26 protein-coding genes are annotated in these 25,783 nt (G+C 63.6%); 13 read left to right on the forward strand and 13 right to left on the reverse strand.

Going from position 1 to position 25,783, the window contains the following annotated elements; translation table 11 throughout:
- Window positions 1-129: 129 nt before the first annotated feature.
- On the forward strand, window positions 130-1,173 hold the full coding sequence (gene holA, locus AC0L2V_RS25195; protein ID WP_473521497.1) for a DNA polymerase III subunit delta: 1,044 nt from the start codon (window positions 130-132) through the stop codon (window positions 1,171-1,173).
- 266 nt (window positions 1,174-1,439) lie between these two features.
- Here holA and AC0L2V_RS25200 read toward each other — a convergent pair whose 3' ends face one another.
- From AC0L2V_RS25200 to mnmE, 5 genes are all read right to left on the reverse strand, one after another.
- Window positions 1,440-2,324: a ParB/RepB/Spo0J family partition protein gene (locus AC0L2V_RS25200; protein WP_473521498.1), complete on the reverse strand. Its 885-nt coding sequence runs from the start codon at window positions 2,322-2,324 to the stop codon at window positions 1,440-1,442.
- Between the two features lie 35 nt (window positions 2,325-2,359).
- Complete coding sequence (locus tag AC0L2V_RS25205; protein ID WP_473521499.1) at window positions 2,360-3,160, reverse strand: ParA family protein; 801 nt, start codon at window positions 3,158-3,160, stop codon at window positions 2,360-2,362.
- Window positions 3,161-3,196: 36 nt separating this feature from the next.
- Window positions 3,197-3,832 (reverse strand): 16S rRNA (guanine(527)-N(7))-methyltransferase RsmG, encoded by a 636-nt coding sequence (rsmG, locus tag AC0L2V_RS25210; RefSeq protein WP_473521500.1) that lies wholly within the window; start codon window positions 3,830-3,832, stop codon window positions 3,197-3,199.
- Window positions 3,829-5,703 (reverse strand): tRNA uridine-5-carboxymethylaminomethyl(34) synthesis enzyme MnmG, encoded by a 1,875-nt coding sequence (mnmG, locus tag AC0L2V_RS25215; RefSeq protein ID WP_473521501.1) that lies wholly within the window; start codon window positions 5,701-5,703, stop codon window positions 3,829-3,831. Before mnmG ends, rsmG begins: the two co-directional genes overlap by 4 nt.
- Window positions 5,704-6,051: 348 nt before the next feature.
- A complete protein-coding gene (gene mnmE / locus AC0L2V_RS25220) occupies window positions 6,052-7,374 on the reverse strand; it encodes a tRNA uridine-5-carboxymethylaminomethyl(34) synthesis GTPase MnmE (RefSeq protein ID WP_473521502.1) in 1,323 nt (440 codons plus the stop codon).
- A 64-nt stretch (window positions 7,375-7,438) separates the two neighbouring features.
- Here mnmE and AC0L2V_RS25225 point away from each other — a divergent pair, with 64 nt between their 5' ends.
- On the forward strand, window positions 7,439-9,457 hold the full coding sequence (locus AC0L2V_RS25225) for a thioredoxin domain-containing protein (protein ID WP_473521503.1): 2,019 nt from the start codon (window positions 7,439-7,441) through the stop codon (window positions 9,455-9,457).
- A gap of 74 nt (window positions 9,458-9,531) precedes the next feature.
- Here the strand turns inward: AC0L2V_RS25225 and rho are convergent, their stop codons facing one another.
- The 3 genes from rho to hemE all read right to left on the reverse strand — a co-directional run bounded on the left by rho (window position 9,532) and on the right by hemE (window position 12,756).
- The gene (gene rho / locus AC0L2V_RS25230) at window positions 9,532-10,797 is read right to left on the reverse strand and encodes a transcription termination factor Rho (protein ID WP_027153631.1); all 1,266 of its coding nucleotides are present in this window, start codon (window positions 10,795-10,797) and stop codon (window positions 9,532-9,534) included.
- 382 nt (window positions 10,798-11,179) lie between these two features.
- Window positions 11,180-11,731, reverse strand: coding sequence for a protoporphyrinogen oxidase HemJ (gene hemJ / locus AC0L2V_RS25235; RefSeq protein WP_128176574.1), 552 nt, complete (start codon window positions 11,729-11,731; stop codon window positions 11,180-11,182).
- Window positions 11,728-12,756, reverse strand: a complete 1,029-nt coding sequence (hemE, locus tag AC0L2V_RS25240) for a uroporphyrinogen decarboxylase (RefSeq protein WP_473521504.1) — start codon at window positions 12,754-12,756, stop codon at window positions 11,728-11,730. The genes hemJ and hemE overlap by 4 nt, the downstream gene beginning before the upstream one ends.
- Before the next feature lie 403 nt (window positions 12,757-13,159).
- On the opposite strand from hemE, the gene AC0L2V_RS25245 reads away from it, so the two are divergent.
- The 5 genes from AC0L2V_RS25245 to dnaQ all read left to right on the forward strand — a co-directional run bounded on the left by AC0L2V_RS25245 (window position 13,160) and on the right by dnaQ (window position 17,027).
- Entirely contained in the window at window positions 13,160-13,981 is an 822-nt protein-coding gene (locus tag AC0L2V_RS25245) for a pyruvate, water dikinase regulatory protein (RefSeq protein WP_023802686.1), read from the forward strand.
- A 196-nt stretch (window positions 13,982-14,177) separates the two neighbouring features.
- Window positions 14,178-14,777 carry a Maf-like protein gene (locus tag AC0L2V_RS25250; RefSeq protein ID WP_473521505.1) on the forward strand — a complete coding sequence of 200 codons (600 nt, stop codon included), beginning with the start codon at window positions 14,178-14,180 and terminating at the stop codon, window positions 14,775-14,777.
- Window positions 14,770-15,612: a shikimate dehydrogenase gene (locus AC0L2V_RS25255; RefSeq protein ID WP_473521506.1), complete on the forward strand. Its 843-nt coding sequence runs from the start codon at window positions 14,770-14,772 to the stop codon at window positions 15,610-15,612. The genes AC0L2V_RS25250 and AC0L2V_RS25255 overlap by 8 nt, the downstream gene beginning before the upstream one ends.
- Before the next feature lie 6 nt (window positions 15,613-15,618).
- On the forward strand, window positions 15,619-16,221 hold the full coding sequence (gene coaE / locus AC0L2V_RS25260) for a dephospho-CoA kinase (RefSeq protein ID WP_473521507.1): 603 nt from the start codon (window positions 15,619-15,621) through the stop codon (window positions 16,219-16,221).
- Between the two features lie 86 nt (window positions 16,222-16,307).
- Entirely contained in the window at window positions 16,308-17,027 is a 720-nt protein-coding gene (dnaQ, locus tag AC0L2V_RS25265; RefSeq protein ID WP_473521508.1) for a DNA polymerase III subunit epsilon, read from the forward strand.
- A 253-nt stretch (window positions 17,028-17,280) separates the two neighbouring features.
- Here the strand turns inward: dnaQ and secB are convergent, their stop codons facing one another.
- Together secB and AC0L2V_RS25275 are read right to left on the reverse strand one after the other, a co-directional pair.
- On the reverse strand, window positions 17,281-17,781 hold the full coding sequence (gene secB, locus AC0L2V_RS25270) for a protein-export chaperone SecB (protein ID WP_023802681.1): 501 nt from the start codon (window positions 17,779-17,781) through the stop codon (window positions 17,281-17,283).
- 141 nt (window positions 17,782-17,922) lie between these two features.
- Window positions 17,923-18,417: an FxsA family protein gene (locus AC0L2V_RS25275; protein WP_473521509.1), complete on the reverse strand. Its 495-nt coding sequence runs from the start codon at window positions 18,415-18,417 to the stop codon at window positions 17,923-17,925.
- A 199-nt stretch (window positions 18,418-18,616) separates the two neighbouring features.
- On the opposite strand from AC0L2V_RS25275, the gene AC0L2V_RS25280 reads away from it, so the two are divergent.
- From AC0L2V_RS25280 to AC0L2V_RS25295, 4 genes are read left to right on the forward strand one after another with little or no spacing between them, the layout of a single operon-like run.
- Window positions 18,617-19,318, forward strand: coding sequence for a Tim44/TimA family putative adaptor protein (locus tag AC0L2V_RS25280; protein ID WP_023802679.1), 702 nt, complete (start codon window positions 18,617-18,619; stop codon window positions 19,316-19,318).
- A 24-nt stretch (window positions 19,319-19,342) separates the two neighbouring features.
- Window positions 19,343-20,479, forward strand: coding sequence for a murein transglycosylase A (mltA, locus tag AC0L2V_RS25285; protein WP_473521510.1), 1,137 nt, complete (start codon window positions 19,343-19,345; stop codon window positions 20,477-20,479).
- The gene (locus AC0L2V_RS25290) at window positions 20,476-21,006 is read left to right on the forward strand and encodes a Smr/MutS family protein (protein WP_473521511.1); all 531 of its coding nucleotides are present in this window, start codon (window positions 20,476-20,478) and stop codon (window positions 21,004-21,006) included. Before mltA ends, AC0L2V_RS25290 begins: the two co-directional genes overlap by 4 nt.
- A 42-nt stretch (window positions 21,007-21,048) precedes the next feature.
- On the forward strand, window positions 21,049-21,414 hold the full coding sequence (locus AC0L2V_RS25295; RefSeq protein ID WP_023802676.1) for a helix-turn-helix domain-containing protein: 366 nt from the start codon (window positions 21,049-21,051) through the stop codon (window positions 21,412-21,414).
- A 268-nt stretch (window positions 21,415-21,682) separates the two neighbouring features.
- On the opposite strand, the gene AC0L2V_RS25300 is transcribed toward AC0L2V_RS25295, so the two are convergent.
- The 3 genes from AC0L2V_RS25300 to AC0L2V_RS25310 all read right to left on the reverse strand — a co-directional run bounded on the left by AC0L2V_RS25300 (window position 21,683) and on the right by AC0L2V_RS25310 (window position 24,365).
- Entirely contained in the window at window positions 21,683-22,300 is a 618-nt protein-coding gene (locus AC0L2V_RS25300) for a transglutaminase-like cysteine peptidase (RefSeq protein WP_091592049.1), read from the reverse strand.
- Window positions 22,301-22,460: 160 nt separating this feature from the next.
- On the reverse strand, window positions 22,461-23,738 hold the full coding sequence (locus AC0L2V_RS25305; protein WP_128171021.1) for a polyhydroxyalkanoate depolymerase: 1,278 nt from the start codon (window positions 23,736-23,738) through the stop codon (window positions 22,461-22,463).
- A gap of 267 nt (window positions 23,739-24,005) precedes the next feature.
- Window positions 24,006-24,365, reverse strand: coding sequence for a septal ring lytic transglycosylase RlpA family protein (locus AC0L2V_RS25310; protein ID WP_473521512.1), 360 nt, complete (start codon window positions 24,363-24,365; stop codon window positions 24,006-24,008).
- Window positions 24,366-24,670: 305 nt separating this feature from the next.
- Between AC0L2V_RS25310 and AC0L2V_RS25315 the strand changes: the two genes are divergently transcribed.
- Together AC0L2V_RS25315 and AC0L2V_RS25320 are read left to right on the forward strand one after the other, a co-directional pair.
- The gene (locus AC0L2V_RS25315) at window positions 24,671-24,856 is read left to right on the forward strand and encodes a hypothetical protein (protein ID WP_023802672.1); all 186 of its coding nucleotides are present in this window, start codon (window positions 24,671-24,673) and stop codon (window positions 24,854-24,856) included.
- Between the two features lie 459 nt (window positions 24,857-25,315).
- Window positions 25,316-25,768, forward strand: a complete 453-nt coding sequence (locus AC0L2V_RS25320; RefSeq protein ID WP_023802671.1) for an RrF2 family transcriptional regulator — start codon at window positions 25,316-25,318, stop codon at window positions 25,766-25,768.
- Window positions 25,769-25,783: the final 15 nt, after the last annotated feature.

The following is a 25,783-nucleotide window of genomic DNA, read 5'->3' on the forward strand; positions in this document are numbered from 1 at the left end:
TGGCGCTGCGCGCCAATCCACCGCCCGGGGCGAGTCACGGGCCTCGCCCGCCCTTCGGGCCCCACAAGGGGAGAAGGAAAGGGGCGACCACCGTTCACCCCGAACCCGCATCATGCTAACCCATAACCCATGGCACAGAAGAAAGGTTACGAGGTCGATTCGTGGTTGGCGCGGCCGGACCCGCGTGTCTCGATCGTCCTGCTCTACGGGCCCGACCGCGGGCTGGTCGCCGAGCGCGCCCGTGCCTTTGCCGGCAAGACCGGCCTGCCGCTCGACGATCCGTTCTCTGTGGTCAGGCTGGACGGTTCGGAAGTCGATCGCGACGAGGGCCGCCTGCTCGACGAGGCCCGCACCGTGCCGATGTTTTCGGACCGGCGCCTGCTCTGGGTGCGCAATGCGTCCGGCCAGAAGGCGCTTGCCGACGACGTCAAGGCGCTGACCGCGGAGCCGCCGCGTGACGCCATCATCTTGATCGAGGCCGGCGACCTGAAGAAGGGCGTCGGGCTGCGCGCCATTGTCGAGGCGGCGGACAATGCCATGGCGCTGCCGTGCTACGCCGACGAGGCGCGGGACATCGATACGGTCATCGACGACGAATTGCGCAAGGCCGGCATGTCGATGACGCTGGAAGCCCGCCAGGCGCTGCGCCGCAACCTCGGTGGTGACCGGCTGGCCTCGCGCGGCGAGATCGAAAAGCTGGTGCTTTATGCCCACGGCCAGAGCGAAATCGGCCTAGATGACGTCAAGGCGACGTCGGGCGACGTCTCTGGCCTGTCCTTCGACGACGCCGTCGATGCCTTGCTCGAGGGCAAGGTCGGCGACTTCGACATCGCCTTCACCCGTCACTGCCAGTCCGGCGGCCAGGCATTTCTGGTGCTGTCGTCGGCGATGCGGCAGCTGCAGGCGATCCAGGCAATGCGCGGCCTGATGGACGCCGGCGGCCGCAACGCCGCTTCGGTCGTCGCCGCGGCGCGCCCGCCGGTTTTTTTCGCGCGGCGCAAGCTGGTCGAAAAAGTTCTCGAACGCTGGAGCAGCGAGGCGCTCGGCCGCGCGCTCAACCGCCTGCAGACGGCGGTGCTGCAGACCCGGCGCCGGCCGGACCTCGCGGTCGCGCTGGCCCGACAGGCGCTGCTCGGCATCGCCGTGGAGAGCGCAAGACTGGCGCAAAGGTAATTTTTTTGAGGAGAGAGTTCCGCTTGGCGGAGCAAGCTATTTCCTGGTCGGCGCCGCCCCTCATTGCCCTGGCGGGCGTTTCTCCCCGTAAACGGGGAGAAAGAAGCTGATCGCAGCCTCGGCACTTTTTCTGCAACGTTGGTGATTGGCGAAGCCGTCGATGACAGCCCCCTCTCCCCGTCACTATACCGGGAGAGGATGCCGGCAGGCGGGTGAGGGGCAGCGCCAACGCTGGAGCTATACAGTCGCCGACCTTTGCCGGCTAACTACTGCTCCTGCTTCAGCCGCCGGCAGAGTTCGTCGAGCTGCTCCAGCGTCCGATAGGCGACGCTGATCACGCCGCCGCGCTCGTTGTGCTCGATCGTGACGAACATGCCGAGCGTGTCGGTCATGAACTTTTCCAGCGCCCGCGTATCAGCATCCTTTTGCACCGGTGCTGCAGGCTGTCGCTTCACGGTCGGCGCACCCGCCGGCATCTGCGCCAGCGCTTCGGCCTGGCGCACCGAGAGCCCGTCCTCGACGATGCGCTTGGCCAGGCCCGCCGGATCCTGCGCCGTCACCAATGTACGGGCATGGCCGGCCGACAGCGCGCCGTCGACCAGCATGTTGCGGATCACGTCCGGCAGCTTCAACAGCCGCAGCGTGTTGGCGACATGGCTGCGGCTCTTGCCGATCACCTGGCCGAGATCGGCCTGGGTGTAGCCGTGGTCGTCGATCAGCTGCTGGTAGCCCATCGCCTCCTCGACCGGATTGAGGTCGGTGCGCTGGACGTTTTCGATGATCGCCAGCTCGAGCGCGGTGCGATCGTTGACATCGCGCACGATGATCGGGATCTCGCTCAGCCCGGCGCGCTGCGCGGCGCGCCAGCGCCGCTCGCCGGCGATGATCTCGTAGCGGCCAGCTTGTGTCGGCGATGGCCGCGCCACCACCGGCTGCACCACGCCATGTTCGCGGATCGACTGGGCAAGATCGGTCAGGTCGGCGTCGCCGAAATGCCGGCGTGGATTCTTTGGGTTCGGGCTCAGGAACTCGATCGGCACCTTGCCGTCGGCATTCATGCCCGGCTTTTCCACTGCTGCCGGACGATCGATTTCGCCGATCAGCGCCGCCAGTCCCCGGCCCAGTCTTTTTCTCGAAAGGTCTTCGCTCATCGTCTGTCCAGATCGTTTCGGTATCAATTCGGCTTCTAAGCGGCGCGCAGTTTGCGCTCGCGGCGGATCACCTCGGAGGCAAGCTGCAGATAGGCCTGGCTGCCGGAGCATTTGAGGTCGTAGAGGATCGCCGGCTTGCCGTAGGACGGCGCCTCGGAGACACGCACATTGCGCGGGATGACGGTTTCATAGACCTTGTCGCCCATATGCGCCCGCACATCCTGCACCACCTGGTTGGCGAGGTTGTTGCGCCCGTCGAACATGGTCAGCACGATGCCCTGGATGGTCAGCTCGGGATTGATCGAGCGGCGGACCTGCTCGACCGTTTCCAGCAGCTGGCTCAGGCCTTCGAGCGCGAAGAATTCGCATTGCAGCGGCACCAGCACCGAATCGGCTGCCGCCATCGAGTTCAGCGTCAGCAGATTGAGCGACGGCGGGCAATCGATCAGCACATAGCCAAAATTCGCCGAGCGCTCGGCCGAGGCACGCAAGGCGTTGCGCAGCCGCAGCACCCGGTCTGGCGCCGAGGCGATCTCCATTTCGATGCCGAGCAGGTCGAGCGTCGACGGCACGATAGACAGTCCCGGCACCGCCGTCGGGATCGCCGCCGCCTCCAGATCGAGCTCGCCGGTCAGCACGTCATAGGAGGAAACGGTGCGGTCGCGCCGTTCGATGCCGAGACCGGTGCTGGCATTGCCTTGCGGGTCGAGATCGACGATCAGCACCCGCTCGCCGATCGCCGCCAGCGCCGTCGCCAGATTGATGGCCGTCGTCGTCTTGCCGACGCCGCCCTTCTGGTTGGCTACGGTGATGATTCGGGGGCCATTCTTCATCATGGGTCTATGCCAGAAATTCATGCCGAGGTCGCCGATCTAAGTCAGTTGGCGCAAATCAGACAGTTCGAGGATGACGCCATGAGCGTCGGTCGCGCTGGCATGTTCTACCAGATCGAACGACCATCGTTGAGCGCTTTCTGCCACTTCGGCACGGTAATCCCGGCCTTTGTGGAACAGGCCGCGCGCCCCGGCCGTCAGCCACGGCGCCGCCAGTTCGAGCAACACCGGAAGCGACGCCAGCGCTCTGGCCGTGACGATTTGCGGTGTTGAAACAAACGCATAGGCGTCGTCGATGCGCCGTGCGAAGACCCTGGCCGGTAGGTTGAACTGGCCGACGACCGCTTGCAGGAACGATGCCTTTTTCCGATTGCTTTCAACCAGGTCGATGCTGGCGCCGTCGCGCTCGGCAAGCAGGAACGCCAGCACCAGGCCGGGAAAACCGCCACCGGAGCCGAGATCGAGCCAGCGCTTCGCGTCTGGTTTGATTCGCGCCAGCTGCGCGCTGTCGAGGATGTGGCGGCGCCAGACGTCGCCCTGCGTCGACTGCGCCGCCAGGTTTATCCGGCGGTTCCATTTCTGAAAGACCGTCTCGAACTCTACCAGGCGTTCGAATGTTTCACGTGAAACCGGACCGGCAGCCGATTGCAGGCCCGCCCATGAGGCAGCGCTCACGCAACATTCCTTCGCGTGGCAGCCTCGGCGTTGCGGACATGCGCGACAATGATTGCCAGTGCCGCCGGCGTCATGCCTTCCATACGCTGTGCGTCGGCGATCGAGCGCGGCTGGCGCGACAGCATCTTTTGCTTCAGCTCGTTGGACAGGCCCGGAACGGAAGCAAAGTCGAGCGACGCCGGGATCAATCGGCTCTCCTCTTGCCTGATCTGCGTGACGTCGGCTTGCTGACGGTCGAGATAGACCGAATATTTCGCTTCCGTTTCAAGGCGCTCTGCCGTTTTGCTGTCAATGCCCGCAAACTGCGGGGCGATCCGGGCCAGCCAGGCGACGTCGACGCCGGGGTAGGCCAGCAATTCATAGGCCGAGCGGCGCACCCCGTCCCGGTTGATCTCCAGCCCATGACGCGCCGCTTCGTTCGGGGTCATGGTCGTGCCAAGCGCAAGGTCCCTCGCCTTTTCAAGGTTCTGCACGATATCGCTAAACCGTTGCATCCGCTCCTGCGAGGCAATCCCGAGCTTCATCGCCAGCGGCGTCAGCCGCTCATCGGCATTGTCGGCGCGCAGCGACAGCCGGAACTCGGCCCGCGAAGTGAACATCCGATACGGTTCGGCGATGCCACGGCTGGTCAGGTCGTCGACCATCACCCCGATATAGGCCTCGGTGCGGCTGAGCACGATCTGATCGCTTGCCGACGTTTTGCGCGCGGCGTTGAGGCCGGCCAACAACCCCTGCGCCCCGGCCTCCTCATAACCGGTGGTGCCGTTGATCTGCCCGGCCAGAAAAAGACCGGCAATACGCTTGGTTTCGAGCGTCGGCTTGAGCTCGCGCGGGTCGACATGGTCGTACTCGATGGCATAGCCGGGCTGCAGCATGGTGGCGCGTTCAAGGCCCGGAATGGTTTTTAGAATGTCGAGCTGCACGTCCTGCGGCAGCGAGGTCGAAATACCGTTCGGGTAGACGGTATCGTCGTCCAGCCCTTCCGGCTCGAGGAAAATCTGGTGGCCTTCGCGATCGCCGAATTTGACGATCTTGTCCTCGATCGACGGGCAGTAACGCGGCCCCACCCCTTCGATCGAGCCGGAATACATCGCCGACCGGCCCAGATTGGCGCGGATCAGCTCGTGCGTCGCTGCCGTCGTGCGCGTGATGCCGCAATGGATCTGCGGATTGTCGATGCGGTCGGTCATCAGCGAGAACGGCACCGGCTCATCATCCGCCGCCTGGCTCTCCAGCGACGCCCAATCGATCGTGCGTCCGTCCAGCCGCGGCGGCGTGCCGGTCTTCAGCCGCCCGAGCCGGAAGCCGGCGCGGCTCATCGTCGCCGACAGGCCGAGGCTGGCCTGCTCGTGCATGCGGCCGGCAACGATTTTCCTCTCGCCGATATGGATCAGCCCGCGCAGGAAAGTGCCGGTGGTCAGCACCACGGCGCCGCAGCCAAGCCGGCGGCCATCCGCCAGCAGCACCGCCGCCAGGCGCTCATTGGCGATTTTGAAATCCAGGACCTCGCCCTTGACCACGTCGAGGCCCGCCTGTTCGCGAATCGCCGCTTGCATGGCGAGCCGATAGAGTTTTCTGTCGGCTTGCGTCCGCGGCCCGCGAACTGCCGGGCCCTTGCGGCGGTTGAGCAGACGGAACTGGATGCCGGCCGCATCGGCGACGCGCCCCATCAGCCCGTCCATGGCATCGATCTCGCGAACCAGATGGCCCTTGCCGAGCCCGCCGATCGCCGGATTGCACGACATGACGCCGATCGTCTCGAAGCGCAGCGTCACCAGGGCAGTCTTCGCGCCAGCGCGCGCGGCAGCACTGGCCGCCTCGCAACCAGCATGGCCGCCGCCCACCACAACCACATCATAGTGATCGGTCATTTTTAGTGTTCCAGATTCAGGTTGACCGACACATGTCCCCGTCAGGGCGTGGTGTCAAGCCGGCACCTTTCTCTCCCCGTATAGTGACGGGGAGAAGCGGGCTAGCCGCAGCAACGACGGGACTTTGCAACGCTGGTGATTGGGGAAACCGTCGACGGTTGTGTCTTTCTCCCCGTCACTATGAGGGGAGAAATGCCCGGCAGGGCAATGAGGGGCAGCTCTAAGTCTGAAATTCGATCCCGACGGGGGACCGTGGATCGTTTCACGTGAAACAATGCCTTCGAGCTAATCGCCTGGTGTTTCACGTGAATCACCCAGAGCTGGCCGGCCCGCAATGTTTCACGTGAGTCATTTGCCGATGCAGAACTGCGCAAAGATGACGTCGAGCATGTCCTCGACATCGACCGCCCCAACGATGCGGCCAAGCCGATCAGCCGCCAGCCGCAATTCCTCTGCCCGCAATTCCTGCCCGCGTCCATCCTCTGCCGCTGCCGCCAGCAGGAAGCGCTTCGTCTCGTTGAGCAGTTCGACGTGGCGCAGCCGCGATGGCAGGATATCGCCGGCCTGGCCGACCTGCGCTGCGGCGCGACGGCCGATCTCGGCCAGCAATACCGCCAGCCCAGTGCCGTCCTTGGTCGAGATAACCGCGTCGTAGCGCGCCACAAGCGATTCATCCCGCAGCAAATCGGCCTTCGTCCCGATCCTCAAGGCCGGCACATCAGGTGGTATTGCGCCGATCGCCACCGGCTCCACCATATCCTCGAGCACCAGCAACAGATCGGCAGTGCCGGCCTTGCTCCTCGCCCTTTCGATACCGATCGCCTCGATCCTGCCGGGCGTTTCACGCAAACCGGCGGTATCCGTCACTCTTATGCGCATCCCCTCCACGTCCAGCACCACCTCGAGCAGATCGCGGGTGGTGCCGGGCTCCTCGGTGACGATCGCCGCATCGCGCCGGGCCAGTGCGTTGAACAGGCTTGATTTGCCGGCATTCGGCGCACCAAGAATGACGACCTCGAAGCCGTCACGGATGATTTCGGCCGCCCGGAAGCCTTGGACATGGCGCTCGATCTCGCCGATCATCGCGCGCACGTCCGACCAGACCGTCTCTGCAACGGAACCGGGCACATCGTCTTCGTCGGCAAAATCGATTTCTGCCTCGATCATCGCCCGCGCATGAATCAGCCGACGGCGCCAGGCGAGGTAGAGCTCGCTCTGCACGCCTTCGGCATTCTGGACGGCAAAGCGCCGCTGCGCCTCGGTCTCGGCATTGACGAGATCGGCCAGCGCCTCGGTCTCGACCAGATCGACCTTGCCATTGAGAAAGGCGCGGCGGGTGAACTCGCCCGGCTCGGCATGTCTGACGCCGTCGAAGCCGGCGATCACCTCCAGCATCTTCGCCACCACGGCCCGCCCGCCATGGACATGGAATTCGGCGACGTCCTCGCCGGTAAAGCTGTTTGGGCCGGCGAAGAAAACGACCAGCCCGCTGTCGAGCACCGATCCGTCCGGCGCCCTGAACTGGCGATAGGCGGCAACACGGTTCTTGACCTTGGGGCCAGCAATCGTTTCTAGGACGAATCGACTTTGCGGGCCGGAAATGCGGATCACGGCAACCCCGGCGGGCAGGCGGCCGCTCGACAGGGCAACAATGGAATTACCTGAAATCATTTGCCGACCCAGCACAACCGCCCTAGCTTCGCTTGTTCACCAACAGATTGCCGAGTTATCAACAGTGACGTTGCCCGCGAAAAACCTGCTTGCCGAAGAGGCCAGCCCCTATCTGCAGCAGCACAGCGGCAACCCCGTGCATTGGCGGGCGTGGTCGCCGGCATCGCTCGCCGAAGCAAGGGCGCTCGAGCGGCCGATCCTGCTCTCGGTCGGCTACGCCGCCTGCCACTGGTGCCATGTCATGGCGCACGAGAGTTTTGAGAACGCCGACGTCGCCGCCGTCATGAACCGTCTGTTCGTCAATATCAAGGTCGATCGCGAAGAGCGACCGGACATCGACCAGATCTATATGGCCGCATTGTCTGCGATGGGCGAGCAGGGCGGATGGCCGCTGACCATGTTTTTGACGCCGGACGGAAAACCTTTTTGGGGCGGCACCTATTTTCCGCGCGAGGCCCGTTACGGCCGCCCGGGTTTCGTCCAGGTGCTGGAGGCGGTCGACAAGGCGTGGCGGGAGAAGAAAGAAAGCGTTAGCCAAAGCGCCGACGGCCTGACCACGCATGTCGAGGCGCGGCTGGCCGGCAGCCATGCCAAGGCGGTGCTCGACCGCGACACGCTCGCGACACTCGCCAACGGCATCGACGGCATGATCGACAGGGATCTGGGCGGGCTGCGCGGCGCGCCCAAATTCCCCAATGCGCCGTTCATGCAGACGCTGTGGCTGTCCTGGCTGCGCGACGGCGCCACAGCCCACCGCGACGCTGTCCTGCTCAGCCTTGAAAAGATGCTGGCGGGCGGCATCTATGACCATGTCGGCGGCGGTCTTAGCCGCTATTCGACCGATGCCGAGTGGCTGGTGCCGCATTTCGAAAAGATGCTCTACGACAACGCGCAGCTCATCCGGCTGTGCAACTGGGCTTTTGCGGCGACCGACAATGAATTGTTCCGGATACGAATCGAAGACACGATCGACTGGCTGTTGCGCGAGATGCGCATCGATGGCGGTGCTTTCGCCGCCAGCCTCGACGCCGACAGCGAGGGTGAGGAGGGGTTGTTCTACACCTGGAGCAGGGATGAGATCGAAACTGCTCTCGGCGACGAGTCATCCCTCTTTTTTCATTACTTCACGCTTTCCGGCCCGCATGGCTGGGAGGGCAAGCCGATCATCCACCAGACTGCGGCCCAGCAAACACAAAGCGTCGCCGATCGCGACCGGCTCATTCCGCTCACAGAAAAACTGCTAGCAACCAGGGAGCAGCGCGTCAGGCCCGGGCGTGACGGCAAAATCCTGACCGACTGGAACGGCCTGGTGATCGCGGCTCTCGCCGAAGCCGGGCGCGCCGTCAAACGGATCGACTGGATCGAGGCGGCGGAACAGGCCCTTGCTGCCATTGCCAGCGCTGGCCGAGACGGCCGCCTGCCGCATTCGATGCTTGGCGCAAAGAAGCTTTTTCCGGCGCTGTCGAGCGATTACGCCGCCATGGCCAACGCCGCGATCTCGCTGTTCGAGGCTACCGGCACATCGAATTATGCCGAACTGGCCGGCCAATTCATCGCGCAGCTAGATCAATGGCATAGTGATGAGAACAACACCGGCTACTATCTGACCGCGTCGGACAGCAGCGACGTGCCGATCCGCATCAGGGGCGATGCCGACGAGGCCATCCCGTCAGCCACCGGCCAGATCATCGAGGCGATGGTTCGATTGTCGTCGCTTTCCGGCGATCTCGAATTGCAGGAAAAGACCTGGAAGATCGCCGAACACGCCGCCGGCCGTGCGGCGCATCAGGCCTATGGTCAGGCGGGGATCGTCAACGCCTGTGCCTTGGCGCTCGAGCCGTTGAAGCTGGTGCTGGTGGATGGTCCAGAGAATCCAAGGCTTATTCCGGTGGCGAATCGAAATCCTGACCCGCGTCGGATCGACACGATCGTGCCGGTCGGATCGGGGACAAATCTGCCGATGCTGCCAGGCGGCGTTCTGCCGCCAACGAGCAAGCCCGGCGCCTGGCTGTGCACGGGGCAGGTCTGCTTGCCGGTGATAACGGACGCCGACGAACTCGAGCGTCGGTTGCGGCGCGGATAGGAGAGGGATGCTGCGCCGATCCACCTTCTCCCACAGGAGGCCCACAGGGGAAGAAGGCAAGAGGCGCCAGCCCCTTACGTATTCATCGAATCGAAGAAATCCGCGTTGGTCTTGGTCTGCTTGAGCTTGTCGATGAGGAACTCGATGGCGTCGGTGGTGCCCATCGGCGCCAGGATGCGGCGCAGCACGAAGATTTTTTGCAGGTCCTGGCGGGCGACCAAAAGATCTTCCTTGCGGGTGCCGGACTTGAGGATGTCCATGGCCGGATAGATGCGCTTGTCCGCCACCTTGCGGTCGAGCACGATTTCCGAGTTGCCGGTGCCCTTGAACTCTTCGAAGATGACCTCGTCCATGCGGCTGCCGGTGTCGATCAGCGCGGTGGCGATGATGGTCAGCGAGCCGCCTTCCTCGATGTTGCGGGCGGCGCCGAAGAAGCGCTTCGGCCGCTGCAGAGCATTGGCGTCGACACCGCCGGTCAGCACCTTGCCGGATGACGGCACCACGGTGTTGTAGGCGCGGCCGAGGCGGGTGATCGAATCCAGCAGGATGACGACGTCGCGCCCGTGCTCGACCAGGCGCTTGGCCTTCTCGATCACCATTTCGGCGACCTGGACGTGGCGCACCGCCGGCTCGTCGAAGGTCGAGGAGACGACCTCGCCCTTCACCGAGCGCTGCATGTCGGTGACTTCTTCCGGCCGCTCGTCGATCAACAGCACGATCAGGTAGCATTCGGGATGATTGGTGGTGATCGAATGGGCAATGTTCTGCAACAGCACCGTCTTGCCGGTGCGCGGCTGCGCCACGATCAGGGCGCGCTGGCCTTTGCCGAGCGGCGCCACCAGGTCGATGACGCGGGCCGAGATGTCCTTCGAGGTCGGAACGTCCATTTCCATCTTCAGCCGCGAGGTCGGGTAAAGCGGCGTCAGATTGTCGAAATGGATCTTGTGGCGGATCTTTTCCGGGTCGTCGAAATTGATCGTGTTGACCTTGAGCAGCGCGAAATAGCGCTCGCCCTCCTTCGGGCTGCGGATCGGGCCCTCGACCGTGTCGCCGGTCTTCAGCGAGAACCGGCGGATCTGCGACGGCGAGATATAGATATCGTCCGGGCCTGGCAGGTAATTGGCATTGGCCGAGCGCAGGAAACCAAACCCGTCCTGCAGCACTTCGACGACGCCGTCACCGATGATCTCGATATCCTGGGTCGCCAGCCGCTTCAGGATCGCGAACATCAGTTCCTGCTTGCGCATCACACTGGCGTTCTCGACCTCGAGCGATTCGGCATAAGCGATCAGCTCTGGCGGTTTCTTGTTCTTGAACTCTGTGAGTTTCATTTCTTGCATCATTAGACGGACTCTGAGTGAGTAAGTATGGGGAAAATATCGGCGGGATGCGACAAATGCCGGGCGCGGCCGAAGCGATGAATGGGGCGGCGCATGACGGGAAGGAAGACCCGTCTTTTATCGTTGGTCGACTGAAAGAGCAAGCCGCTTGGAAGCGATCAATTGCGAATCTCGGCACCGGCCCTCAACCCCCTGCCGGGACCTTCTCCCCGTATAGTGACGGGGAGAAGGGGCTTGGCCGCAATCTTGGCGCACATACTGCAACCCTGGATATTGGCGAAGCCATCAACCACAGCGCGCCGCTCTCCCCGTCACTATACGGGGAGAGAATGCCGGCAGGCAGGTGAGGGGCAGCGCAAACGCCCGAAACAGACACAAATCGTCAAAACGGCTTCACGATGACCAGCACGACGATGACGATCATCAGCAATGTGGGGATCTCATTGACGATCCGCCAGTGCCGAGCCGGCTTTTCGTTGCGGTCCTCGGCGAATTTGCGTACCGCGCCGGCCAGATAGCCGTGAGCCGCCGAGAGGCCGAGCACCGCGGCGATCTTGGCATGCAGCCAGCCACCCTGAAAACCAAAGCCTTTCCAGGCCAGCCAGAGGCCGAACGCCCAGGTGATGATCATGGCTGGATTGATGATGCCGCGCAGCAGCCGGCGCTCCATCACCTTGAAGGTCTCCGACTGGACGGAGCCTTTTTCCGCATCGGCATGATAAACCAGCAGCCGCGGCAGATAGAGCATGCCCGCCATCCACGAGATGACGGCGATGACATGGATCGCCTTTGCCCAGGGATAGAAATCATCCGGCCCGAACAGGAACAGAAGCGCCGCCAGGACGAGGAAGATGACGATGGCGATCGCTGCTCGACGCATCGCTGCACCACCGCTGCTGCCCGCACCACTGTTGGCGTTGTTCATGTCGGTCATCGATGCGCCCGCACCAGTTTCACCATCGCCTCGACATGCGCGATCGGCGTTTCCGGCGTGATGCCGTGGCCGAGATTGAAGACCAGCGGCCCATCGCCCAGTGCTTTCAGGATTGCGTCGACACCGTCAGAAAGCGCCTTGCCGCCGGCCACCAGCCGCAACGGATCGAGATTGCCCTGCACAGCGCCATCGCGCTGCAGTTCCTTCGCCGTCGTCAACGGCACGGTCCAGTCGAGCCCCAGCCCGGTCACGCCGGTTTTTTGGCGATAGCTGCGGTAATGGGCGCCGGCGCCCTTGGGAAAGCCGATGATCGGAATGTCGGGATGGACGGCCCGGACCTGCCTGACGATCTCCGCCACCGGCCTGACGCAAAACGCCTCGAAAGAAACTTCGTCGAGCACGCCGGACCACGAGTCAAATATCTGCACCACATCGGCGCCGGCTTCGATCTGGCGGATCAAATAGGCAGCAGAGTGATCGGCGAGCACGCTCAGCAGCTGCAGAAAAGCCGCTGGCTCCCGATAGGCAAAAAGCCTGGCCGGAGCCTGATCTGAGGTTCCATGGCCGGCGATCATATAGGTCGCCACCGTCCACGGCGCGCCGCAGAAGCCGATCAGCGTCGTTTGATCAGGCAGTTTTGCCCGCAGCCGCCTGACCGTCTCATAGACCGGTTCGAGATTCACGTGAAACGTTCCGCCGTCGAGAGCGGCAATCTCCGTCGCCGAGATCGGCGTCAACAGCGGTCCACGGCCCTCTTCGAAGCGCACGTCGCGGCCCAGCGCATGCGGCACGACCAGGATATCGGAAAACAGGATCGATGCATCGAAGCCGAAGCGTTCGATCGGCTGCAGCGTCACTTCCACGGCAAGATCGGGATTATAGCAAAGATCGAGGAACGATCCGGCCCGCCTGCGTGTCTCGCGATATTCCGGCAGATAGCGGCCGGCCTGCCGCATCATCCAGAGCGGCGGCGGAGATACCGTCTTGCCTCTGAGCACGTCCAGCATGATGCGGTTTTCAGGCATTCAGCGCTCGCCTCTCCAGGCTTCTCTATAATTAAATATTCTATTTCTAGGAATCTTATGATTCTAAGAGTCTGTTGGTATCGGTGGTTGTCTTCTGTCCCGCCTTGCCCCGGAAAAGGCCAGCCAGCATATTGTCGCGTGCTTCTTCTGGCGGATAGGAGGAGTTTGGGGACAGTTGGAAATTTCCGACTGGGAACAATGCGTTACCGCCCGCCTGGAGAAAATGGCCCTGTGGATGAGGCCGAGTTGAAAAAGCCCGTCCCCGGATTTGTCCCCAGCCGCCCGACGAAGCCGGCAGCGCATCGAATTGTGGACAAACCGGCATCTGATACAGTCGCCCCGAACCGGCCGATCTTTCCGACCGACCTTATCCACATCGGCCCACAGCTTGGAACGTACCCCTGTGAACAAACCCCAGAGCTTCTTTCACCTTCACCTGATTTCCGATGCCACCGGTGAAACGCTGCTGGCGGCCGGGCGCGCGGCTTCGGCGCAATACAAGGATGCGCGCGCCATCGAGCATATCTACCCGCTCATCCGCACCGAGAAGCAGGTGACGAAAGTTTTCGAGGACATCGAGGAGGAGCCGGGCATCATCCTTTATACGGTCGTCGACCAGAAGCTCGCCCGCGGCATCGACGAGCGCTGCGCCGCCATGGGCCTGCCTTGCGTCTCCGTTCTGGAACCGGTGCTGACCGTGTTCCAGTCCTATCTCGGCACGCCGGCCGGCCGCCGCGTCGGCGCCCAGCATGTGCTGGACGCCGAATATTTCCGCCGCATCGACGCACTCAACTTCACCATGGAGCATGATGACGGCCAGCTGCCTGCCAATATGGATGATGCCGACATTGTGCTGGTCGGCATTTCGCGCACCTCGAAGACGCCGACCAGTATCTATCTCGCCAATCGCGGCATCAAGACCGCCAACATCCCGATCGTGATCGGCGTGCCGGTGCCGGAAAGCCTGGTCAACGCCACGAAGCCGCTGATCGTCGGGCTGATCGCCACCGCCGAGCGCATCTCGCAGGTGCGCCAGAACCGCATCCTCGGCAACACCAGTGCCTACGAGCCGACCGACTATGTCGACCGCGCGGCGATCAGCGAGGAACTTGCCTACGCCCGCCAGATCTGCACCCGGCACGGCTGGCCGATGATCGACGTCAGCCGCCGCTCGATCGAGGAGACGGCGGCGGCGATCGTTGCCCTGCGCGGAAAGACGCGCTAGGCTTCGGGCGCTTGTGCTGTGGGCGGTCCTTTCCTTCTCCCCTTGTGGGAGAAGGTGGCCTCGCGAAGCGAGGTCGGATGAGGGGTGTTCCAGCTTGGCACCGACGGCACTCCGTCCAACACCCCTCTTCCGTCTTGGCGCTGCGCGCCAATCCACCTTCTCCCAGAAGGGGAGAAGGAAAGATCAGGCGATAAAAATGGCCGAAAAAATCATCCTTGCCTCGGGCAGCCCGTTCCGCAAAGCGTTGCTTGTCCATGCCGGCGTGCCGGTCGAGGCGGTTCCGGCGGAAGTCGACGAGCGCGCCCTCGAAGCACCCTTGCAGGGCAGCAGTATCTCGCCAGAGGACGTCGCCCTGGTGCTGGCCGAGGCCAAGGCCACCGAGGTCAGCGAACGAAAGCCCGGCGCCCTGGTGCTCGGCTGCGACCAGACGCTGTCGCTCGGCGACGAAGTGTTTCATAAGCCGGCCGACATGGAAGCCGCCCGCCGCCATCTCCTGGCGCTGTCGGGCAGGACCCATCAACTCAACAGCGCCGTGGTGCTGGCCCGCGACGGCGCAGTTCTGTGGCGGCATGTCGGCGTCGCCAGCCTGACCATGCGAAAGCTCGATCCGGCCTTCATCGGCCGCCATCTGGCGCGGGTCGGCGCCAAGGCGCTGTCCAGCGTCGGCGCGTACCAGATCGAAGGCGAGGGCATCCAGCTGTTCGAAAGAGTAGAGGGCGACTATTTCACCATTGTCGGCCTGCCGCTTCTGCCTGTCCTGGCCAAGCTGCGCGAGTTCGGAGCCATCGATGGCTGAGGCCGCGAAAAAGGCCTTCGTCACCGGTCATCCGGTCGCGCATTCGCGGTCGCCGAAGATCCACGCCTACTGGCTGGCGAAATACGGCATCGACGGCAGCTACCGGGCGATCGACGTTGCGCCGGAGGCTTTTGCCGAATTCGTCGAAAAACTCGAGGCGAATGGCTATCGTGGCGGCAACGTCACCATCCCGCACAAGGAAGCCGCCTTCGCGCTGGCGGCGCGCCGCGACGACGCGGCCGAACAGATCGGCGCCGTCAACACGCTGTGGCTCGAGGGCGGAATTTTGTACGGCGGCAACACCGACGCCCATGGCTTTTCCGCCAATCTCGACGAGCATGCGACGGGCTGGGCCGCAAACGGCCCAGCGGTGGTGCTTGGCGCCGGCGGCGCCGCCCGCGCGGTCATCCATGCGCTCAAGCAGCGCGGCATCAGTGACATCCGCATCGTCAACCGGACGCTCGCCCGAGCCGAGGAGCTGCGCCACCGCTTCGGCGCCGGGGTCTCGGCCCACGGCACGGCGGCGACCCGCGAGCTGCTTGCCGATGCCGGCCTGCTGGTCAACACGTCAGCGCTTGGCATGCACGGCAATGAAGGCCTGTCCGCCAATCCGGCCAGGTTGCCGGACCATGCCATCGTCACCGACATTGTCTATGTGCCGCTGGAAACGCCGTTGCTGGCCGCCGCCAAGGCGCGCGGCCTGAAAGCCGTCGACGGGCTCGGCATGCTGCTGCACCAGGCGGTGCCTGGCTTCGAGCGCTGGTTCGGCATCAGGCCCGAGGTCACTGCCGAATTGCGGCAGATGATCGTCGCCGATCTCGGTGCCAGGGAGTAAAAAAACATGATCGTGCTCGGCCTCACCGGATCGATCGGCATGGGCAAGTCGACGACGGCCAGGATGTTTGCCGAGGCCGGCGTGCCTGTCCACGATTCGGACGAGGCGGTGCATCGCCTCTACGCCGGCAAGGCGGCTCCGCTGGTCGAGGCGGCGTTTCCCGGAACGACGAATTCCGGCTCGGTCGAACGCACCAGGCTGGCCGAGCGGGTGCTCGGCGATGCAGCCGCACTGAAACGGCTGGAAGCGATCATCCACCCGCTGGTCCGCGCCGACGCCGACGCCTTCCTGGCCAGGCACCGCGCCGCCGGCGCGCCGCTTGTCGTTCTCGACATCCCGCTGCTGTTCGAAACCGGCGGCCGCGACCGTGTCGACAAGGTCGTGGTCGTCACCGCGTCGCCCGACATCCAGCGCGCCCGCGTGCTGGCGCGGCCGGGCATGAGCGAGGAGAAACTGGCGTCGATTCTGGCCAGGCAGGTTCCCGACGCCGAAAAGCGTGAGCGCGCCGATTTCATCATCGACACCGGACAGGGTTTTGATGCAGCGCGAGCGGCGGTCAATGCGATCGTCGCGAAACTGGTCGGGGATAAAGCCGGCAAGCCTGCTTAACGGCGCTTGCGCCCGGCGTAATATGTTGCCAATTTGTTCCCATCATGATTCGGCTGGACTAACGCCGGACCCAACGGACTGATTCGATGCGCGAGATCATCTTCGATACGGAAACCACCGGCCTCGATTTCCGCGACGACCGCGTCATCGAGCTTGGCTGCATCGAGCTGGTCAACCGTTTCCCGACCGGCCGCACCTTCCACCACTATATCAATCCGCAGGGACGACCGATCCATGCCGAGGCACAGGCCGTTCATGGCATCAGCGCCGCCGACCTGATGGGCAAGCCGACCTTCAGCGACATCGCCGAGGAGTTCCTTGCCTTCATCGACGGCGCCAAGCTGGTCGCCCACAATGCAACTTTCGACATCGCTTTCCTCAATGTCGAATTCGGCCGGCTTGGCCACCCGGTCGTTGACCCCGGACTTGTCGTCGACACGCTGGCGCTGGCGCGCCGCAAGCATCCGATGGGGCCCAATTCGCTGGACGCGCTGTGCCGGCGCTACGGCATCGACAATGCCCGCCGCACCAAGCACGGCGCGCTGCTCGATTCGGAATTGCTGGCCGAGGTCTATATCGAGCTCATCGGCGGCAAGCAGGCGGCGCTCATCCTCGACAGCGCCACGGCGCCGGCCGGCGGCAGGAGAAACGTCGACGACATCGACATCAGCATCGCCGCGCGGCCGATAGCGCTGCCGTCTCGCCTGACCGAAGCAGAGCGCGCCGCGCACGCGAGCATGGTCGGCACATTAGGCGAAAAGGCGCTCTGGCTGCGCGTCGTCCGGGAAGCGAGTTCTGCGGCATAGTAATTTTTGGCGAGTGCGCCCGGTCGGCCCCCCTCTGGCCTGCCGGCCATCTCCCCCTCAAGGGGGGAGATCGGACTTCACACCGGCTTTCGCCAATCGCCAACCTTGCTGGAATGAGCGAAGACGCTTGGGCTGCCAATCTCCCCCCTTGAGGGGGAGATGTCCGGCAGGACAGAGGGGGTGCTGTCCCGCCGGTTCTCAACAAAAAGCCCGGCTTCGCGCCGGGCTTTTCAAACCTACCGAGATAGCCTTCTCAGCTCGCCTTGACCTTGCTGGCGGCCTGGTCCTCGGCCAGCTTCTGCTGGAACATCTGTGCGAAATCGATCGGATCGAGCATCAGCGGCGGGAAGCCGCCATTGCGCGTCGCCTCGGCGATGATCTGCCTGGCGAACGGGAACAGCAGCCGCGGGCATTCGATGAACAGCAGCGGCAGCATGTGCTCCTGCGGGAAGCCGCTGATGGCGAACACACCGCCATAGACCAGCTCGACGTTGAACAGCACTTCCTTGTCGAAGGACGCCTTGGCGTTCAGCGTCAGATTGACGTCGAACTGCTTATCCGAAAGCGGGTTGGCGTTGACATTGACGTTGATGGCGATGCCGGGAGCCTTGTCGCGGCCGCGCAGCGAGTTAGGCGCGCCGGGGCTTTCGAAGGAAAGGTCCTTCACATATTGGGCAAGCACGTTGAGCGAAGGCTGCGTCGCGTCGCCGTTGCCACTGGCCGCGCCGGTCGGCGCGTCGTCTTTGCTGGCCATAAGCCTTTGTCCTTTTGCCTCGGCAGCGTTGCTGACCGGATTGAAATCGGGCGTTCGCTACCATGGCCGGCATGACAAGACAAGGTTTGCGCGCTTTGCTTTCCCTTCTCCCACAAGGGGAGAAGGGAAAGCTGCGCCGGGCTACTCGTCCTTGAGGCGGCGCCAGGGGGAATTGGGATCGGGGCCGTGCTCGTCGCCGCGCGAATAGTCGCTGTCGTCGAGGTCGATGGTCTTGTCGCGTTGCCGGGCCCGGAATCCGCCGGTGCCGAAACTGGTGGCCATCACGATGCGGCCTTTCAGCCGGCGCCAGGCGAGATCGCGGACCGGCGGCAGCAGCAGCAGAATGGCTAAAATGTCAGTGATGAAGCCGGGAATGATGAGCAGGATCGCCGCCAGCACGGTCATGGCGCCATGCGCGAGCTGACGGCTTGGATCACGTCCGGCGTCCATTTCGGCACGGACCCGGGACATGACGCCGAACCCCTGGTATCGCAACAACAGCCCGCCGGCGATGCTCGAAGCCAGCACCAGGCCGACCGTCGCCAGGGCGCCGACCTGGCGGCCGACAACGACGAAACCGGCGATCTCCAGCAGCGGAAGCGCGAGGATGAACAGGGGAAGCAGCGAAATGCGCAAATCTTGACCGATCGTTTCGATGTTTTGCCGGCAGGCGGGCAATCGCCGCTGGCACTGAACCTTTTAGATAGGTATGGCTGCCTTTAATTTGAATGATTGCAGCTTGCGTTCTATATGCTTTGGATGTTGAACGCTATGCGACCGCAGCCATTGCCTGGCCGGGCGGTCCGGCCGGAGTAGGGATTGATTGGCGGAAGATATGGGATTCTTCGACTTCGGCACGATTTTCTTTCTGGTTGCGGCGGTTGTGATCTTTTTCCAGCTGCGCAATGTGCTCGGCCGCCGCACCGGCAGCGAGCGCCCGCCGTTCGATCCCTATACGGCGGGCCGCACCCGCGACGACGCCCAAAAACCCGAGAATGTGGTCTCGCTGCCGCGCAAGCGAGCGCCCGGAGAGCCGGCAATCGACGCCTATGCGGCGATCGACGCCTTCGCCAAGCCTGACACCGATCTCAACAAGGGCCTGCGCGCGATCAAGGACAATGATCCGGCATTCGACCCCAAGACCTTCGTCGACGGCGCCAAGATGGCCTATGAAATGATCGTCATGGCCTATGCCGATGGCGATCGCAAGACGCTGAAGAACCTGTTGTCGCGCGAGGTCTATGACGGCTTTGTCGCGGCGATCGGCGACCGCGAGGCGAAGTCGGAAAAGATCCAGTCCTCCTTCGTCGGCATCGACAAGGCGGATATCGTTTCCGCCGAGATGAAGGGCAGCGAGGCGCATATCACGCTGCGCATCGTCAGCGAACTGATTTCGGCAACGCGCGACAAGGCCGGCGCCGTCATCGACGGCGATCCCGAAACCGTCGCCGAGGTCAAGGACGTCTGGACCTTCGCCCGCGATACGCGCTCGCGCGACCCGAACTGGAAGCTCGTCGCCACCGAAGAAGAAGACTGAGCCCGGACCACGGCGGGGTCTGTCGTGTCGCTTTCTCAGGCGTTCCGCGAAACATCCTTTGACGATCTGCCCGGCTGGGACAAGGACGACCATCTGGCTGCGTTCGCCGCTTTCCGGCGTTCGGCTTTTCATGTCCTGGCGAAACCCTATCGCTCCGGCGGGCTCGGTGTCGACTTCAATGCCTTCACCGAGGCCTATGCTGCAGCCCGCACCGTTTCGCCAACCGACCGGCGCGAAGCCCGCGCCTTCTTCGAGCGGCATTTCATCCCGGTGCACATAGCGGCGGAAAGCGGCGGCGCCGGCTTCGTCACCGGCTTCTATGAACCGGTGGTCGACGCTTCGCCGCTGCGAACCGAACGATTTACGGTGCCGCTGCTGTCACGTCCGGCCGATCTCGTCGACATCGACGATGCCAACCGGCCGGTCGGCATGGATCCCTATCTCGCCTTCGGCCGCGCCACGCCGGACGGACCGGTCGAGTATTTCGACCGCGGCGAGATCGAGCGCGGCGCGCTCGTCAAGGGTTTGGCTGGCAAGGGTTTGGAAATTGCCTGGCTCGCCGACAAGGTCGATGCCTTCTTCATCCACGTACAGGGTTCTGCGCGGCTCACCATGACCGACGGCCGGCTTTGCCGCGTCACCTATGCCGCCAAATCCGGCCAGCGCTTTACCGGACCGGGCAAGATCCTGAGTGAGCTAGGCGAAATCCCGCTCGAAGCGGTGACCATGCAGTCGGTCCGCGCCTGGTTCAAGGCGCATCCGCAGCGCATCGACGAGATCCTGTGGCGCAACCGCTCCTATATTTTTTTCCGCGAGATTTCCGCCAGCGAGGCGGCGGCGGCCGACGACCCGGAACTCGGGCCGATCGCTGCCGCAAAGGTGCCGCTGACGCCGGGCCGCTCCGTCGCTGTCGACCGTCTGCTGCATACATTCGGCACGCCGTTCTACATCGATGGGCCGTCGCTGACCGCTTTCGACAACAAGCCGTTTCGGCGGCTGATGATCGCGCAGGACACCGGCTCGGCGATCACCGGCCAGGCGCGTGGCGATTTGTTCACTGGTACGGGAGATGCGGCCGGCGAGATCGCCGGCGTTGTCCGCAACCCCGCCGATTTCTACGCGCTGATCCCGCGTCGGCTTGTGCCGGGAGCGGGGCGATGACCCGGCGCATCGACAGGCTGAGCGAGGACGATCGGGTCCTGTGGAACCTGGTGGCGCGCACCGCCAAGCCGCTGAAGGGCAAGGCCGCCGTCGACATCCCGGATATTGGCCCGGACATCGCTGATGACACCAAGCCAATGCTGCGTGACCAGGCGATGGCTCCTGCTGCGGCCACGAAAGCCAGGACGCAGCATGTTTCGCATGCGCTCGACGAGCCGACGCTGGAAAAACTGTCGAAGGGCCGGCTGCCGATCGAAGGCCGCGTCGATCTGCACGGCCTGAGCCAGGACGAAGCCTATTCGCTTTTGTTCTCCTTCCTGCACCGGGCGCATGCCGGCGGCATCCGCTATGTGCTGGTGATCACCGGCAAGGGCTCCTCGTCCGGCGGCGACGGCATCTTGCGGCGCGCCGTGCCGGCCTGGCTGTCGACACCCGCATTCAGACCGCTGGTCTCCAGCCACGACCACGCCGCCCGCAAGCATGGCGGCTCGGGCGCGCTCTATATCCGCCTGCGGCGCACGCGCTGATGCGGATGCGCGCATGAGAATGCACCCGACGAGGATGGACTTGTGACCCCGTTCGGCGAAAAGCTTCGCGCCCTGCGCAGCGAACGCGGCGTCAGCCAAAAGGCCATGGCCAGGGCGATCGGCGTCAGCGCCGCCTATCTGTCGGCGCTGGAGCACGGCCGCCGCGGCGCGCCGACCTGGACGCTGATCCAGAAGATCATCGGCTATTTCAATGTCATCTGGGACGATGCCGAAGAACTGGCGCGGCTGGCCGAGACCTCGCACCCGCGGGTAAAACTCGACACGTCGGGCCTCAGCCCCGCCGCCACCGAGCTTGCCAATGTCCTGGCCGAAAACATCGAAAAACTAGACGAGGCGGAGCTTCGCCGCATCACCGCATCGATCCGCGCCGCGCTGGGGCGGACGTAGAGTTTGCCCGACTCGTGTGGAGGCGATCAATTGTCGATGTTGGCGCCGCCCCTCATTGCCCTGCCGGGCCTTTCTCCCCGTAAACGGGGAGAAAGAGGCTGATCGCGAACGTGGCCTGCAACGCCGGCGATTGGCGAAATCGTCAATGACAGCACCCCTCTCCCCGTCCCTATACGGGGAGAGGATGCCGGCAGGCAGGTGAGGGCAGCGCAAACGCCTGGAACAGGTAACGCGAAACGCAGCGATCCAGTGGTCGCTTGCAAAAACCTTACTGGACCGCGCCGACCAGAACCGGCTGGCCATCACGGATCGATACCCAGCGACCGGTATTGTCGATCGCCTGCCGCTTGAGGAAGCGGTAGCCGGTCCGGTCCCATGAGCGGACCTTTCCGTCGAGATTGTCGAGGACGTAGTCGCCCTTGCTCGTGCGCACCGTCAGCACGGCATGGCCCTCGCCGTCCGGCTTGCGCACGACGGTCATCAGAAGATTGGCATAGGACACGCCCAAGCGGTTCAATTCGCGGCGCTTTTCCAGGACATAGTCCTCACAGTCGCCAACGCCCCTGACGGGGTAGGCCCAGACCTCGTCCTTGCCGTAAATGTCGATGTCGCTTATCGGCTTGACGGCGTTGTTGACCCTGGCGTTGACGCTGAGAATCTTGCGCCAGAGCGCGCCTGTCATGGTGGCGGGGGCGAGATTGCCCGGGTGGATCGAGCATTCGGCCGGACTGGTCTTGCAGAAATCGTAATGGCCGATCGGCTGCGATGTCGGGCCGCCGGTTGCCATTGGCCCGGCCGCCGAAGCCGCCGTAGACCAACCTGTCGCAAGTGCCAGCCCTAACAGGGCGCACACGCGCAGCCCTCTCGCCATTGGTGAGGAAATCATTGTCCCCCTCGTCCCTTGTTGTTAATGAAACGTTAAGGGCGATCTACAGTCCCTGTCAATTATACCAACGGCCAGTTTTGCGATATGGTTACCCGCGCGGCCGAAAGCGCGGCTATTGTGCAACAGGTCGACTTGAAGGCCGCTGCCATCCGGGACATCTTTACTTTTTGGCGGTGCGAACCAGCTTCGGCCTCACCGCAACGCGGGTCTGGCGGCCATAGCTGGTGATGAAGTCGACGATGCGCGGCACGATTTCGGAGCGGAAGCGCGAGCCGTTGAAGACGCCGTAATGGCCGACCGCCGGCTGCATGTAGTGGGCGTGCCTGTCCGCGGGGATGTTGATGCAGAGGTCGTGCGCGGCCTGGGTCTGGCCGAGGCCGGAAATGTCGTCGTTCTCGCCCTCGACCGTGAACAGCGCAACATTGCGGATATCGGCGGGATCGATGGCGACGCCGCGATGCATCATTTCGCCCTTGGGCAGAGCATGGCGGACGAACACGGTGTCGACCGTCTGCAGGTAGAACTCCGCTGTCAGATCCATCACCGCCATATATTCGTCGTAGAAGTCGCGGTGCTTCTCGGCACTGTCGCCGTCATGCTTCACCAGATGCATGAAGAAGTCCTTGTGGGCGATGATGTGGCGGTCGAGATTCATGCTCATGAAGCCCGAAAGCTGCAGGAAGCCGGGATAGACCTCGCGGCCGAAGCCCGGCACCGGCCATGGCGCCTGCATGGTGACGTTGTCTCGGAACCAGTCGGTGCCCTTTTCCTCGGCCAGAAGGTTGACCGCAGTCGGATTGCGGCGGGTGTCGATCGGCCCACCCATCAGCGTCATCGTCGAGGGAACGAACGGGTCGCCCCGCGTTTCCATCAGCGCCACCGCCGCCAGCACCGGGACCGACGGCTGGCACACCGCCATGACATGGGTGTCGGGGCCCAGCGCATGCAGCATGTCGACGATGTAGTCGATATAGTCGTCGAGGTCGAAGCTGCCCTCGCTGATCGGCACCATGCGGGCGTCGACCCAATCGGTGATGTGAACGTCGGCATGCGGCAGCATCGCCTCGACCGTGCCGCGCAGCAGCGTCGCGTAGTGGCCGGACATCGGCGCCACGATCAGCAGCTTCGGATCAGGCCGGCGGCCGGCGGGAACCGCCCGCTCGAAACGGAGCAGATTGCAGAACGGCCGCGACCACACCGTCTTTTCGGTGACAGCGACGCTTTTCCAGTCGACGACGGTCCTGGTCAGGCCGAACTGCGGCTTGCTGTAGCGGCGCGTCGTGCGCTCGAACAATTCGGCCGTCGCCGCGACCGAACGGCCCCAGGACGTGTGCGCAAACGGATTGAGCGGATTGGTGTAGAACATCCGCACCGCATCGGCATAGACGCGGGCCGGCTGCACGGCGGCGTGGTTCAATTCGTAGAGCTGGTAGAACATCGAGAACTCCGCTGCTGCGACCGAAGGGACGACAGCAGTGCCGAGCCTTGAATCTCTCGCGCAAAGGTTAACAACAAACTGCTGCGATGCAATACGTCAATTGAATTGATTTATGCTTATACTTTTGTCTAAGGCGTTGAAAATCGGTTTTGAACGGCGGCAGCCGGCTTATTGTGCAACTGCGAAAGGTGCCGGAGAGAGAGCAAGGGCAATCGCTTCAGGTTTGCGCTGCCCCTCATCCGCCTGGCCGCAAAGCGGAGCGGCCATTCACACGCGGTCGGTGCACACAGCAGCATGGCCTGAGCTGATGAAGCCGAGCCGCCCCGCGGCGCCCTTCGACAGGTCGATCACCCGACCCTTGATAAACGGGCCGCGGTCGTTGATGCGCACGACGACGCTGCGGCCGTTTTTGCGGTTGGTGACCTTCAGCCTGGTGCCAAACGGCAAGGTGCGGTGCGCGGCGGTCAGCGCCGACGGGTTCATCCGCTCGCCGGAAGCGGTCTTCGAGGTCAGCGCGTACCAGGAGGCGCGGCCGCATTGCGCGGCGGCAGGGGAGGTGGATACGCCGACCATCAGGCCAGCCGCTATCGCCGCCGCGACAAGCGCGGTCCGGTTGGGTTTCTTCATCTGTGGCAAGGGGCTCCGTTTGACAGACCCGGCCGTTACGGATGGAATGTGGCACCAAATGCGGCAGTCGTCTGGCGGTTCCATGACAATAGTACACGTTTGGAGTCGGCGCGAAACAGTCTGTCATGGAATGTCGGGATTGCGCCGATGTATGTCTGGTGGTCTTCGCACCAGCACCGGGGCGTTTCCGGCAAGACCCGGCTTTATTATGCAAATAGATGTGACAGCGATCGGGTCGCTTCCTTTCGCCTTGCCATCGCGGTCATAGCGGAATTGGCGATCAACTTGGGAAAGGAATTCCGACGATGAGATTGATCAAGAATCTGCTGGCGCTGATTGTGCTCGCCATCGGTGCGCTGTGGTCGCTGCAGGGCATCGGCCTCGTCGGCGGCAGCTTCATGACCGGCCAGTCGCAATGGCTCTATATCGGCATCGTCACCGCGCTGGTTGGCCTGGGCGGGCTGGTGTGGGCGAACCGTTCGCTCCCCTGACACTCGAACGGCCCTGGCGACGTTTCGGTCGACCGGCGAATGCGCGGCCCGCCGCAAACACACATTTCCTGTTTTGCGCGCAGCTTCGGCAAATGAATGCTGCGAATGGCCGACGATTTGAAAACCGGTTCCTGTATCGCGGCTAAGTATAGTAGTCTTATCGACTTTACAGGAATTGGGAGAACGATGAGCGATGTCCATATCGCGGCGATCACCCGTATGAGTGCCGAGCGCCGGCTGTCGCCATTGGCGTGCCTCGCGGCTTCAGGAGTAAAGAACGTCCGGCAAGTCGTCGCAGCGGCTTGAAAATCAAGCAAAATCAATGGTGCCCGTCTTGTATATCATGTCACTAGAATTTACGTGTCTTGAAAGCCTGGACGCGGACGCGGTGGGGACGCACGCCAGGCGTTTCGCAACCGGTGGCCCTTCGCCATCGCATGACAGAGAAACGTTCGGTCTATGCTCACAAAAAAGGGCAAGTACGGCCTCAAGGCGCTCGTCCATCTGGCGCGGCTGCCGGTTGGTCAGCTCGCCTTCGTCGGCGATATCGCCGCCGGAAACAACATCCCGAAGAAATTTCTCGACGCCATCCTCGGCGAACTGCGCAATGCCGGTTTTGTCCAGAGCCGCAAGGGCAAGGAGGGCGGTTACCGCCTGGCGCGGCCGGCGGATGAAATCAAGATCGGCCACGTCGTGCGCGTGCTCGACGGGCCGCTTGCCCCAATTCCCTGCGCCAGCCGCACCCGGTATCAGCGCTGTGAAGACTGCAACGAGGCGACATGCCAAGTCCGACATCTGATGCTGGAGGTCCGGCAAGCGATCGCCGAGGTGCTGGATCAGCGCAGCCTCGCCGAGATGCGCGATATCGCCGGCGACGACGACCTTTCGGCTGCGTTGAAAATCCAGGCCTGAGCCGGAACGGACGGC

This window comes from Mesorhizobium sp. WSM4814 (assembly GCF_055811595.1).

Bases quoted from the DNA above. Each gene is read 5' to 3' on its own strand.
- mnmG (WP_473521501.1), bottom strand. From the start codon at position 5,703: ATGACCGATCACTATGATGTGGTTGTGGTGGGCGGCGGCCATGCTGGT.
- AC0L2V_RS25300 (WP_091592049.1), bottom strand. From the start codon at position 22,300: ATGATTTCCTCACCAATGGCGAGAGGGCTGCGCGTGTGCGCCCTGTTA.
- AC0L2V_RS25315 (WP_023802672.1), top strand. From the start codon at position 24,671: ATGAGATTGATCAAGAATCTGCTGGCGCTGATTGTGCTCGCCATCGGT.
- AC0L2V_RS25290 (WP_473521511.1), top strand. From the start codon at position 20,476: ATGACCCGGCGCATCGACAGGCTGAGCGAGGACGATCGGGTCCTGTGG.
- coaE (WP_473521507.1), top strand. From the start codon at position 15,619: ATGATCGTGCTCGGCCTCACCGGATCGATCGGCATGGGCAAGTCGACG.
- AC0L2V_RS25280 (WP_023802679.1), top strand. From the start codon at position 18,617: ATGGGATTCTTCGACTTCGGCACGATTTTCTTTCTGGTTGCGGCGGTT.
- AC0L2V_RS25250 (WP_473521505.1), top strand. From the start codon at position 14,178: ATGGCCGAAAAAATCATCCTTGCCTCGGGCAGCCCGTTCCGCAAAGCG.
- secB (WP_023802681.1), bottom strand. From the start codon at position 17,781: ATGGCCAGCAAAGACGACGCGCCGACCGGCGCGGCCAGTGGCAACGGC.
- hemE (WP_473521504.1), bottom strand. From the start codon at position 12,756: ATGCCTGAAAACCGCATCATGCTGGACGTGCTCAGAGGCAAGACGGTA.
- dnaQ (WP_473521508.1), top strand. From the start codon at position 16,308: ATGCGCGAGATCATCTTCGATACGGAAACCACCGGCCTCGATTTCCGC.
- AC0L2V_RS25320 (WP_023802671.1), top strand. From the start codon at position 25,316: ATGCTCACAAAAAAGGGCAAGTACGGCCTCAAGGCGCTCGTCCATCTG.
- AC0L2V_RS25255 (WP_473521506.1), top strand. From the start codon at position 14,770: ATGGCTGAGGCCGCGAAAAAGGCCTTCGTCACCGGTCATCCGGTCGCG.
- AC0L2V_RS25200 (WP_473521498.1), bottom strand. From the start codon at position 2,324: ATGAGCGAAGACCTTTCGAGAAAAAGACTGGGCCGGGGACTGGCGGCG.
- AC0L2V_RS25305 (WP_128171021.1), bottom strand. From the start codon at position 23,738: ATGTTCTACCAGCTCTACGAATTGAACCACGCCGCCGTGCAGCCGGCC.
- AC0L2V_RS25310 (WP_473521512.1), bottom strand. From the start codon at position 24,365: ATGAAGAAACCCAACCGGACCGCGCTTGTCGCGGCGGCGATAGCGGCT.
- mnmE (WP_473521502.1), bottom strand. From the start codon at position 7,374: ATGATTTCAGGTAATTCCATTGTTGCCCTGTCGAGCGGCCGCCTGCCC.
- holA (WP_473521497.1), top strand. From the start codon at position 130: ATGGCACAGAAGAAAGGTTACGAGGTCGATTCGTGGTTGGCGCGGCCG.
- hemJ (WP_128176574.1), bottom strand. From the start codon at position 11,731: ATGACCGACATGAACAACGCCAACAGTGGTGCGGGCAGCAGCGGTGGT.
- rho (WP_027153631.1), bottom strand. From the start codon at position 10,797: ATGCAAGAAATGAAACTCACAGAGTTCAAGAACAAGAAACCGCCAGAG.
- AC0L2V_RS25205 (WP_473521499.1), bottom strand. From the start codon at position 3,160: ATGATGAAGAATGGCCCCCGAATCATCACCGTAGCCAACCAGAAGGGC.